The sequence below is a fragment of the Streptomyces lanatus genome, assembly GCF_014655715.1.
GTDB classification, from domain to species: Bacteria; Actinomycetota; Actinomycetes; order Streptomycetales; family Streptomycetaceae; genus Streptomyces; species Streptomyces lanatus.
The window spans coordinates 12,612-23,933 of sequence record NZ_BNBM01000019.1; the positions used below are offsets into that span (position 1 = coordinate 12,612).

At 68.6% G+C, this 11,322-nt stretch carries 9 protein-coding genes; 3 read left to right on the plus strand and 6 right to left on the minus strand.

The window, feature by feature from the left end:
• The first annotated feature begins 239 nt into the window (after positions 1 to 239).
• Both IE325_RS36685 and glxA read left to right on the plus strand, forming a co-directional pair.
• Positions 240 to 2,264 (plus strand): glycosyltransferase family 2 protein, encoded by a 2,025-nt coding sequence (locus IE325_RS36685; RefSeq protein WP_190074487.1) that lies wholly within the window; start codon positions 240 to 242, stop codon positions 2,262 to 2,264.
• The gene (gene glxA, locus IE325_RS36690) at positions 2,261 to 4,198 is read left to right on the plus strand and encodes a radical copper oxidase GlxA (protein WP_190074488.1); all 1,938 of its coding nucleotides are present in this window, start codon (positions 2,261 to 2,263) and stop codon (positions 4,196 to 4,198) included. The genes IE325_RS36685 and glxA overlap by 4 nt, the downstream gene beginning before the upstream one ends.
• Positions 4,199 to 4,252: 54 nt before the next feature.
• On the opposite strand, the gene IE325_RS36695 is transcribed toward glxA, so the two are convergent.
• Positions 4,253 to 5,281 carry a glycoside hydrolase family 6 protein gene (locus tag IE325_RS36695; protein WP_190074489.1) on the minus strand — a complete coding sequence of 343 codons (1,029 nt, stop codon included), beginning with the start codon at positions 5,279 to 5,281 and terminating at the stop codon, positions 4,253 to 4,255.
• A gap of 171 nt (positions 5,282 to 5,452) precedes the next feature.
• Between IE325_RS36695 and IE325_RS36700 the strand changes: the two genes are divergently transcribed.
• Positions 5,453 to 6,199, plus strand: coding sequence for a GAF and ANTAR domain-containing protein (locus tag IE325_RS36700; RefSeq protein ID WP_190074490.1), 747 nt, complete (start codon positions 5,453 to 5,455; stop codon positions 6,197 to 6,199).
• 229 nt (positions 6,200 to 6,428) lie between these two features.
• Here the strand turns inward: IE325_RS36700 and IE325_RS36705 are convergent, their stop codons facing one another.
• The 5 genes from IE325_RS36705 to IE325_RS36725 form a co-directional block, all read right to left on the minus strand.
• Positions 6,429 to 7,097, minus strand: coding sequence for a class F sortase (locus IE325_RS36705; RefSeq protein WP_190074491.1), 669 nt, complete (start codon positions 7,095 to 7,097; stop codon positions 6,429 to 6,431).
• A 2-nt stretch (positions 7,098 to 7,099) separates the two neighbouring features.
• Positions 7,100 to 7,654 carry a hypothetical protein gene (locus tag IE325_RS36710; RefSeq protein ID WP_190074492.1) on the minus strand — a complete coding sequence of 185 codons (555 nt, stop codon included), beginning with the start codon at positions 7,652 to 7,654 and terminating at the stop codon, positions 7,100 to 7,102.
• Positions 7,655 to 7,735: 81 nt separating this feature from the next.
• Positions 7,736 to 8,515 (minus strand): HAD-IIA family hydrolase, encoded by a 780-nt coding sequence (locus tag IE325_RS36715; protein ID WP_190074493.1) that lies wholly within the window; start codon positions 8,513 to 8,515, stop codon positions 7,736 to 7,738.
• Positions 8,516 to 8,598: 83 nt separating this feature from the next.
• Complete coding sequence (locus IE325_RS36720) at positions 8,599 to 10,131, minus strand: alkaline phosphatase family protein (RefSeq protein WP_190074494.1); 1,533 nt, start codon at positions 10,129 to 10,131, stop codon at positions 8,599 to 8,601.
• A 109-nt stretch (positions 10,132 to 10,240) separates the two neighbouring features.
• Complete coding sequence (locus tag IE325_RS36725; RefSeq protein WP_190074495.1) at positions 10,241 to 11,296, minus strand: 2-aminoethylphosphonate ABC transporter substrate-binding protein; 1,056 nt, start codon at positions 11,294 to 11,296, stop codon at positions 10,241 to 10,243.
• Positions 11,297 to 11,322: the final 26 nt, after the last annotated feature.

Consider the following 11,322-nt stretch of genomic DNA (forward strand, 5'->3'; position numbering starts at 1 on the left):
CGGCAGTTGGGGGGCAAGAAGCCGGTTGCCGGTTTTTGCGGGGAGTAGGGGGCCCCGCTCATGACCACGTGCCGAGGGGGGCATGATGCAACCGGAAGGTCGCGTTTCCATGTCTAAGGTGTTGAAGATGTGGTGACTGCGGCCCACCACTGATACGCCTGTGAAGGTCGAGGGGGATCGACACAGTCGTACAAGGAACCGACAGACACGCAGATGACCTGCGTGTGGGGGGATGACTCATGACGTCGACGCCGACGGGCGCCCGGCAGAACTACGACCCGTCTCAGACGACCCAGCTACGGGTGCCTTCGCAAACTCGGACCGGCACGTTCCGCAGAATCAAGAAGACGCTGCCGAAGTACGACTACGAGCACTACAGCCGGCTGGCCGGTCCCCTCACACAGCCCGACCCGAACAAGCCGTACCGGGTCGAGTACCGCTCGCTGATCTCGCAGGAGCCGCACCGGATCAGGGTCGCGCTGATGCTCGCCGCGGCTCCGATCCTCTCGCTGGTGCTGCTGTTCTGGCTGCTGCAGCCCGAGCACTGGACCGAACGGGACTATCCCGCCTTCGACTTCCTGCCGGCGCTCGACATCGTCATGCTCGTCTCGATCGGTCTGATCGAGTTCTTCCGCTGCATGAACGTGCTGTCCAACGCGCACGCCACCCTGGTCGCCCGCGACCCGATCCCGGTGGTCCCGGAGACCGGCACGAGAGTCGCCTTCCTCACCTCCTTCGTGCCCGGCAAGGAGCCGCTGGAGATGGTGACGAAGACCCTGGAGGCGGCCGTCAAGCTGCGCCACCGGGGCCTCATGCACGTCTGGCTGCTGGACGAAGGCGACGACCCCGAGGTCAAGGAGGTGTGCGCCAGGCTCGGCGTGCATCACTTCACCCGCAAGGGCGTCGCCAAGTGGAACCAGGCCAAGGGCCCGCACCGCGCCAAGACCAAGCACGGCAACTACAACGCCTGGCTGGACGCGCACGGCGACGACTACGACTTCTTCGCCTCCGTCGACACCGACCATGTGCCGCTGCCCAACTACCTGGAGCGGATGCTCGGCTTCTTCCGCGACCCGAACGTCGGCTTCGTCATCGGCCCGCAGGTGTACGGCAACTACGACAATTTCGTCACCAAGGCCGCCGAGTCGCAGCAGTTCCTCTTCCACGCCCTCATCCAGCGCGCCGGCAACAAGTACGGCTCCCCGATGTTCGTGGGTACGTCGAACGCCGTACGCATCAAGGCGCTGAAGCAGATCGGCGGCCTGTACGACTCGATCACCGAGGACATGGCGACGGGATTCGAGATCCACCGCCACAAGAACCCGGCGACGGGGAAGAAGTGGCGCTCGGTGTACACGCCGGACGTGCTGGCCGTCGGTGAGGGGCCGAGCGCCTGGACCGACTTCTTCACGCAGCAGATGCGCTGGTCGCGAGGGACGTACGAGACGATCCTCAAGCAGTACTGGAAGGGCTGGTACTCGCTGCCGCCGAGCAAGCTCTTCAACTACACGATGATGATCATCTTCTACCCGATGTCCGCCCTGAACTGGATCCTGGCCGCGCTGAGCTGTGCGCTGTTCCTGGGCCTGGGCGCCTCGGGTGTGAACATCGACCCGACGATCTGGCTGATGCTCTACGGCAACGCCTCCGCGCTCCAGATCGGCCTGTACGTCTGGAACCGCCGTCACAACGTCTCACCGCACGAGCCCGAGGGCTCCGGCGGTGTGGCCGGCATGGTGATGTCCGCGCTGTCGGCGCCGCTGTACGCGAAGGCGCTGATCGACTCGATGCTGCGCAAGAAGAGCAAGTTCGTGGTGACGCCGAAGGGCGACTCCGCGAGCCCCGACCGGTGGTTCGGGACCTTCCGCTACCACTGGTACTTCATCGCCATCTTCGGCGCCTCGATCGCGGCCGGCTTCGTCTACGGGCACTCGCACCCCGCGATGATCACCTGGGCGACCTTCGCCATGCTGATCACGGCGACGCCGATCTTCGCCTGGCGCTACATGCTGCGCCAGGAACGCAAGAAGCCCACCGCGACCGTCCCGGCCCAGACCGGACCGCAGGACGCGGTGACGCCGACGGCACCCGCCGGTCATGCGGGGCCGTACCAGCCACAGCCGCTGCCCACACAGCACGCGGGGCACGCCCCGCACGCCCAGCACAAGCCGAGCTGGGCCGCGTCGGGGTCGGGCGGCAGTGGCAGCGGCAATGACCAGACCATGCAGATCGCCCTTGGTGGACTTGGGGGACGTAAGGAATGAACGACCGTGCAGGCCGCCGCCGCGCCCGTCGACTCGCGATAGGTACGGCGGTGGTACTCGCGCTGGCCGGAATGAACGGGCCGTGGCTCTATCGCGTCGGCACCGAGAAATACCACCAGTACCAGATCAACAGACCCGAGTACAAAGCCGAGAACGGCAAGTGGGAGATCGTCGATTTCCCCGAGGAGTACCGCCTGAACACCATTCACGCGGCGCTCCTGCACACCGGCAAGGTGCTGTTGATCGCGGGTTCGGGCAACAATCAGGACAACTTCGACGCGAAGAAGTACGACACCCGGATCTGGGACCCGGTCAAGGGCACGATCAAGAAGGTGCCGACGCCGAACGACCTGTTCTGCACGGGCCACACCCAGCTGTCCAACGGCAATCTGCTGATCGCGGGCGGCACCAAGCGGTACGAGAAGCTCAAGGGTGACGTCACCAAGGCCGGCGGCCTGATGATCGTCCACAACGAGAATCCGGACGAGCCGATCACGCTGCCCGCGGGCACCAAGTTCACCGGCAAGGAGAACGGCAAGACGTTCGTCTCCAAGGACCCGGTGCTGGTGCCGCGCGCGAAGAAGGTCTTCGACAAGGCGACCGGCAAGTTCCTGCGCAACGACCCCGGTCTCGGCCGTATCTATGTCGAGGCGCAGAAGAAGGGCGCCAAGTACCAGACCGGCACCCAGGACAATTACCGGATTCAGGGGCTGTCCGGTGCCGACGCGCGTAACACGTACGGCATCGCGCAGAAGATCGCCCTCGACAAGAAGGACTTCCAGGGCATCCGGGACGCCTATGAATTCGACCCGGTCGCCGAGAAGTACATCAAGGTCGACCCGATGCACGAGGCCCGCTGGTATCCGACGCTCACCACCCTGAGCGACGGCAAGATCCTCAGCGTCTCCGGCCTCGACGACATCGGCCAGCTGGTGCCGGGCAAGAACGAGGTGTACGACCCGAAGACCAAGAAGTGGACGTACCTGCAGAAGACCATGCAGTTCCCGACGTATCCGGCGCTGTTCCCGCTGGAGAACGGGAAGATCTTCTACTCGGGTTCGAACGCGGGCTACGGGCCGGACAACGTGGGCCGCGACCCGGGCATCTGGGACGTGGACACCAACAAGTTCAGCAAGCTGAAGGGTCTGAGCGACCCCAAGCTGATGGAGACCTCGGGCACGGTGCTGCTGCCGCCGGCGCAGGACGAGAAGTACATGGTGATCGGCGGCGGTGGCGTCGGCGAGTCCAAGGAGTCCAGCGAGAAGACGCGCATCATCGATCTGAAGGAGGACGACCCGAAGTTCGTGGACGGGCCGTCGCTGGAGAAGGGCACGCGGTATCCGCAGGCCTCGGTGCTGCCGGACGACTCCGTGCTGGTGTCGGGTGGTTCCGAGGACTACCGCGGGCGCGGTGACTCCAACATCCTTCAGGCGCACCTGTATCACCGGGAGGACAACACCCTCGACCGGGTCGCCGATCCGCTGGTGGGCCGTAACTACCACTCGGGGTCGATCCTGCTGCCCGACGGGCGGGTGATGTTCTTCGGCTCCGACTCGCTCTACGCCGACAAGGCCAACACCAAGCCGGGCAAGTTCGAGCAGCGGATCGAGATCTATACGCCGCCTTATCTGTACCGGGACGCCCAGCCGTCGCTCTCGGGCGGGCCGCAGACCATCAAGCGGGGCGGTAGCGGCACGTTCACCTCGCAGCACGCGTCGTCCATCCAGAACGTGCGGCTGATCCGGCCGAGTGCGTCGACGCATGTCACGGATGTGGATCAGCGGTCGGTGAAGCTGGACTTCAAGAAGGCCGGGGACAAGATCACGGTGGATGTGCCGACGAATCGGAATCTGGTTCCGTCGGGGTGGTACATGCTGTTCGTGATGGATGACCAGGGGACGCCCAGCAAGGCGCAGTGGGTGAAGGTGCCGTAGCCGACAAACACTTGGGGGCGCCCTCCTTCGCGGAGGGCGCCCCCAAGCTGTGGGCTACTTGGTCGCTTGCGCCAGCTTCAAGGCGTACTCCGCCCACCACTGGCCCGCCTTCGGGCCGCCCTTGCACTCGCCGTCCGACTCTCCCGGGCGCTTGACCCAGACGTACGCGTCGACCAGCGGGTCGGATGTCTTCGTCGTCGGGGACTCGCCCAGTGCGCGGCCGGGCGGGTTGCACCAGCGTTCGTCGGGGTCGCCCTCGGCGTAGGGGCCGTTGCCGTTGCGGCTGGTGTCGATCACGAAGGGCTTGTTGCCCACCTTGGTGGAGAGCTGTTTGCCGTACGCGATCGAGTCCTTGGTCGTGTAGAAGTTGGAGACATTGACCGAGAAGCCGTCGGCCTGGTCGATGCCCGCCCACTTCAGGGGCTCGAAGATCTGGTCGGGATGGCCCCAGCCGGCGTTGCCCGCGTCCACGTAGACCTTGGTGTTCTTCAGGGACTTGAGCTTGCCGATGGCGCCCTTGAGGAGGTCGTAGCGCTCCTCGTGGAACTCGTCCGGGGTGCAGCCGTCCACCAGGTGCAGCAGGGCGTCCGGCTCCAGGATCACCGTCGCGGCGCGGTCCTCGATGCCCTTGGCCACGCCGTCGATCCAGGTCCGGTAGGCGTTGCCGTCGGCGGCGCCGCCCTGGGAGTACTGGCCGCAGTCGCGGTGCGGGATGTTGTAGAGGACCAGCAGGGCGGTACGGCCCGCCTTGTCGGCGGCCTCCGTGTAGCCGCGGGCCTCGTCCTCCGGGTTCTCCGGGCCGATCCACTCGCCGGTCGGCTGCTGCGCTATCTTGCGGATCTCCTCGGCGTCCTCCTTCTTGCCGTCCTTGATGTAGTCGGCCACCTGCTGGGCCGCGTTCCCGTCCGGGTTCACCCAGAACGGGTCGGTGCCCTTTGGCTGTTGGGTGATCCCGGCGCCGGCGTTGTCGTCCGGTTCGTCTCCGTCCCCGGAGGAACAGCCCGCGATCAGTAGTGCCGCCCCCAGCAGCATCGCGGACGTCCGCGCGCGAGCGCCCCTCCAGGCCCCCCTCTTCAGGTACATCCAGCTCCCCCTCGGGTGCTTTGTTCCAAGGCTCAATCCTGACATACGTGTCGTGGGGCACACGAGGTCGCCGAGCCTTGTCGGAGACCTGTTACAGCCACTGTGATGGCCCTTGAACGCACAGGCACGAACACAGGGGAACAGGGGAGCAGGGGAAGGGAAGGTGCCGCCATGCACCAGTCCGAACGGGAGATCCGGCTGGCCGAAGCACTGGTGGAGTCGGCGGACACGCTCGTCGAGGGGTTCGAGGCCGTGCACCACTTATCGCGCGTCGCCGGGCGCTGTGCGCGGTTACTCGCGGCGCGTTCCGCCGGGTTCATGCTGATCGACGGCGGCCGGGCGGTGTCACTCGCGGCCGACGGGGAGGTCGCGCTGGAGCTGCTGGCGGCCCAGCACGACGATGGGCCCTGTCTGGACTGCTACGGCTCCGGCCGGCCGGTGCCGCCGGTCGCGATCGGGGCGGCGCGGGAGGCGATGCGCTGGCCCGAGTTCACCGAGCGGGCCCTCGCCCACGACATCGCCACCACCTACGCCGTCCCGCTGCGCCGGCGGGAGCGGATGCTGGGCGCGCTCAACGTCTTCGGCCCCGCCGACGAGGGGACGCTGCGGCTGGCCCAGCTCATCGCGGACTGCGCGGCCCTCGGTCTGGAGAACAACAGCACATACGCGCAGTGCCGCACGCTCGCCGGTCAGTTGCAGCAGGCGCTGTCCAGCAGGGTGCGGATCGAGCAGGCCAAGGGCATGCTCGCCGAGCGCTGGAACACCCCCGCCGACCATGCCTTCGTGGCGCTGCGGCAGTACGCGCGCCGCCATCAGCTGCCGCTGGACCAGGTAGCGCGGGCGGTGATCGACCGGGTCGCGGACGACGCCGCGCTGCGCCGGGAGGCGGACCGGGCGGACGGCGAGGGGCTCGCCTAGCGGCCTTGCTTCCCGCTCCCCTAGGCCCCGGCCGCCTTCCGTTCTAGAGTCGTCCCCGGACGACCCCAGCCCCCGGTCGGACCGATCCCACTGGGTCACACAAACCTCCCGCGCCGGACGCCGGGTTACTCCCGCAGCCCGCGCGCCCGCGGTCGAGGATCTGCCCGGTCGGCGGCCCCGGGGGGAGCGGGCCGTCGCCGGGCAGGTGGGACCGCCCGAGCCACAGCCCTTACAGCCCCGTGCCGGTGAGATACGCCGAGACGATCACGTTCGCCGTATAGCCGCGGGTCGCCGGGTCGAAGGTGCCGGCGCAGGTGATCAGGCGCAGTTCGGCGCGGCCGGGGCGGTGGGTTCCGTAGGCCCGGTGGGCGTCGAAGTGGTCGCGGGTGACGAGCCGGACGTCGTCGACGGTGAACTCGGCGACCCTGCCGTCGTCGCGCAGTACCCGCACCGTGGCGCCCGGCCGCAGTGCGCGCAGCCGGTGGAAGACGGCCGGCCGGGTCTCGGTGTCGAGGTGCCCCACCATCAGCGCGGCCCCGGCCGCTCCCGGTCTCACCCCGGCCGCGTACCAGCCGACGGCGTCGGCCTGCCGGTAGGGCGGCGGGTCGATCGCGCCGTACGGGTCGAGGCCGCGGGCGACGACCGGTGCCCGCAGATCGAGGGCGGGGATGTCGAGGCGTTGCGGCAGGGCGTCGCCGCCCAGGGGCCGTGCGGCGGGCGGAAGGCGGAGCGACGCGGGGCGTCCGACCGCGGCGACGTCGCCGGAGACGGGGGCGGGCAGGGTCTGCCGTACGTCGGTGACCTCTCTCCCCCACAGCCACAGCCCGAGCAGCAGCACGGTCCAGGCGAGGCCCATGAGGAGGCGGCCGGTGCGGGTGGGGTGCTCGTGCTCGGCCATGGTCAGCGTGGGCGCCGGGATCTGCGGGCGCTGCGCAGGGCGACTGCGGTGGCGGCGACGCCGGCGAGGACCAGCCCGGTCACGGTGTGCGCGGTGCCGGGTCCGGCCGCGCGGGCGTCCACCATGGCGAGGTGCGCGGTGCCACCGCCGCCGGCTAGGACGAGGGCCGTCGGGGAGGCGGGGGCCGAGGGCTGGGAGCCGTGCCGTACGGGCTGTCCGGCGCCTTTGCCCACGACGGTGAGGGTGCCGGTGCGGGAGGCCTCACCGCAGGTGACCTTCACGTCGTACCGGCCCGCCTTGACCGTGGAGCGGACGCGGCTCTCGCCGACGAGTTCACCCTCGGCGGTGACGGTCAGGTGGGCGTCGGAGACGAGGGCCGGGGACGTGGCCGTGGCGGTTCTCTCCGGGCATCCGCTGACCCGCAGCGTGATGTCGCCGCCCGGATAGGGGGACGGCGGACTGTGCGAGACACCCCCGTCCGCAGCGTGTGCCGCCGGGCTGACGGCGACCGCCCCCAGGGCGGCGATCGCACAGAGAGTGACCCGCAGTGATCCCATCGTGAACCTCCAGATACCTGGAGGCTCCCCCTGTGGCAAGGGCCCCGCATCCTCAGCGGGGCCCGCACTGCTCCGTTTGGGTCACACCCGCTCGACGAGGTCCGCGATGGAGTCCAGGATCTTGGACGGCCGGTACGGGAAGTTCTCGACCTGCTCGGGCCGGGTCAGCCCGGTGAGCACCAGGAAGGTCTGCATGCCGGCCTCGATGCCGGCCAGCACGTCGGTGTCCATACGGTCGCCGATCATGGCGCTGGTCTCGGAGTGGGCGCCGATGGCGTTCAGGCCGGTGCGCATCATCAGCGGGTTGGGCTTGCCCGCGAAGTACGGCTTCTTGCCGGTGGCCTTGGTGATCAGCGCGGCGACGGCGCCGGTCGCGGGCAGCGGGCCCTCGGTGGAGGGGCCCGTCTCGTCGGGGTTGGTGCAGATGAAGCGGGCGCCGCCGTTGATGAGGCGGACCGCCTTGGTCATGGCCTCGAAGGAGTAGGTGCGGGTCTCGCCGAGGACGACGTAGTCCGGGTCGTGGTCGGTGAGGATGTACCCGATGTCGTGCAGCGCGGTGGTCAGGCCCGCCTCGCCGATGACGTACGCGGAGCCGCCGGGCCGCTGGTCGTCCAGGAACTGGGCGGTGGCGAGGGCCGAGGTCCAGATGTTCTCGATGGGCACGTCCAGGCCCATGCGGTTCAGCCGGGCCTGCAGGTCGCGCGGGGTGTAGATCGAGTTGTTGGTGAGCACGAGGAAGGGCTTGCCGGACTCGCGCAGCTTCTTGATGAAGGCGTCGGCGCCGGGGATCGGTACGCCCTCGTGGATGAGGACACCGTCCATGTCGGTGAGCCAGGACTCGATGGGCTTGCGGTCTGCCATGGTGCTGTGACTCTCCTGGCCTGCGTGCGGGATGGGCGAGCTGGGGGCGCCGGAACCACGCCGTACCGACGCCCCCAGGGTAATCAGGACCGGCTGATCCTGACCCCGTCGATCACCCAGTACCAGTTGTTGGACCCGGTGTAGCGGAACCGGAAGTTAACGCTGGAGGCCCCGACGGGCACGTCGACGGTCACCGACTGGGGCTGGGAGACGACGTCGGAGGTGTAGCTCCGGACGAGGGTCGGGTTGCCGCCGTTGAAGGAGACGAGGATCTGGGCCTGCTGGGAGCCCTCCTGGCGGTAGAGGGTGGTGAAGTCCAGCCGCGCCTTGCTGCTCCCGGTGACGTCGTACGCGGGCGTCACCAGTATCGAGTCGTACGTTCCCGAGAAGTTCTTGTCCGCCCATTCGTCCGAGTCGGCGACCGCGAAGACGCCGCGGGCGCGGACGTTGAGCTCACGCCACTGGTCGCGCTGGGTGCGGGACCAGAACTCGTCGGTGACGAAGGCCCAGCCGCGCCATTCGGCGATCCCGCCGGTGCCCATGGCGTTGTTGATGACGGACCAGCCGCTGGGCGGGGTGTGGGTGAAGCCGCGGACGGTCGAGGGGATGCCGGTCTCGTCGGTGCGGGTGGAGAGGGTGAGTGCGTCGAAGGGGTCGGTGGACCGCTCCTGCACCGGCTTGCCGTCCAGGCCCCAGGCCGGGTCGACGGGCACGCCCAGCTGCTTGAAGACGGTCGGTACGACATCCACCAGCCGGGTGTCGATCGGCCGGGCCCCCGCGGCGATGCCGGGCCCGGTGGCGAGGATGAAGGTACGCCGCTCCTCGATCGCCGAACCGCCGTGTCCGCCCACGTCGAGGTGCCCGTGGTCGGTGGCGACGATGACCGTCCAGCGCTCGGTGGCATAGGACGGCCGCGCCTTGATCGCGGCGCGGAGCCGGCCGACGTAGGTGTCCTGTACGGCGATCTGGTCGAGGTAGGCCTGGCTGCCCGCGCCCTGGTTGTGGCCGACGATGTCGGACTGGCCGAAGTAGACGAACAGGACGTCCGGGTTCTGGCCGCTGATGATCGCCTCCGCCTCGCCGGCGATGGTGGCGTCGTGCCCGGTGTAGCCGTCGCGGTCGCCGTCGAGGACCAGCTTGGCGTCGGCGCCGGGGGTGACGGTGCCCTGGGCGTCCAGGGGTTTCCAGTCGACGGCGGCGTAGGTGGACAGGGCGGGGCGGACCTGGGCGAGGCGGGCGAGGAAGCCGGGGTACTGGTCGTACTTCTTGCCGGCGAAGGTGTTGTCCTTCACGCCGTGCTTGTCGGGCCAGACGCCGGTGGAGATGGTGGACCAGCCGGGCCCTGACGAGGTGGCGGCCATCGGGGACGCGTACAGCAGCGAGGTGCCATACGTCCCCTCGCTCATCATGGCCTTCAGGTGCGGGGCGTTCGCCGCGTCGATGCGGTCGTGGCGCAGGCCGTCCATGCCGATGACGAGCACCTTGTCCTTGCTGGTGCCGTTCGGGAGCGTGGGGACGGCGTGCGCCTGGGAGGCGGCGGCGGTGCCGAGGGCGAGGGTGGCGGCGGTCGCGGCGGTGGTGGAGAGGACGGTGCGGCGGGACAGGTGTGACGTCACGTGATCCTCCTAGGGGGCGCGCATGGCGACGCCCCCGGTGGTGGTGCCAGGGGCGTTGCAGGTGGGACTCTGGTGATATGGCCCTGGTTGATGGCCTCAAGGCGGCTGGTCAGCTGCCGGTGGCCGACTTCCAGGCGTCGACATACGTCGTGAGGTTCTTGTCGATGTCGTCCCAGTCGGGCTCGAAGACCTCGACGCCGTCCATGAGCTTGGCGAGCTCGATGGCGTTGGTGTCGGTGGCCTTGACGTCCTTGCGGGCGCTGAACCCGCCGCCGATCTCGCTCACTTGCCGCTGGGCGTCCTGGCTCAGCATGAAGTCGAGGAGCTTCTTGCCGTTCTCGGTGTGCGGGGCGTCGGTGACGACGCCGGCGGCGTAGGGCAGGGCGAAGGTGGTGGGCCTGCCGCCGTCCTTCGCGGGGAACCAGATGCCGAGGTTGGGCATGGTCTTGGACTGGGCGAAGTTCATCTGCACATCGCCGTTGGCGACCAGCAGCTCCCCCTTGTCGACCTTGGGGGCGAGCTTGCCGGTGGAGGCGGACGGGCCGACGTTGTTGGACTGGAGCTTGCCCAGGTAGTCCAGGGCGGGCTGCTTGCCGCCGAAGTCGTGCATGGCCTTGATGAGTACGGCGGTGCCGTCGCCGGCGACGCCCGGGGTGGAGTACTGGAGCTTGTTCTTGTACGACCCGTCGAGCAGCTGGTCCCAGGTAGTGGGCGCCTGCTTCAGCTCCCTCTTGTTGTAGACGAACCCGAAGTAGTTGTTGACGACCGACGTCCAGGTGGCGTCCGCGCCCTTGTCGGCGCCGCTGACCTGGTCGGATCCCTTCGGGGCGTACGTCTGGAGCAGGCCCTTGCCGTCGGCCTGCTGGATGAAGGGCGGGAGGGTGACGAGTACGTCGGCCTGCGGGTTGCGCTTCTCGCGGGCGGCGCGCTGCACCATCTCGCCGGAGCCGCCCTCGACGTACTCGACCTTGATGCCGGTCTGCTTCTCGAAGTCCTTGAAGACGCGGTCGTACCAGCCGTCGCCGTTCTCGCCCTTGAGGCCGTCGGCGCTGTAGACGGTGACGACCTTCTCGTCGGAGGCGGCGGTGCCGGTGCCGCAGGCGGACAGTGCCGGGGCGGCGAGAAGGGAGAGGGCGACGGCGAGCTTGAGGGTGTTTCTGGGCATGACGGGGTGAACTCCTTGCACGAGGA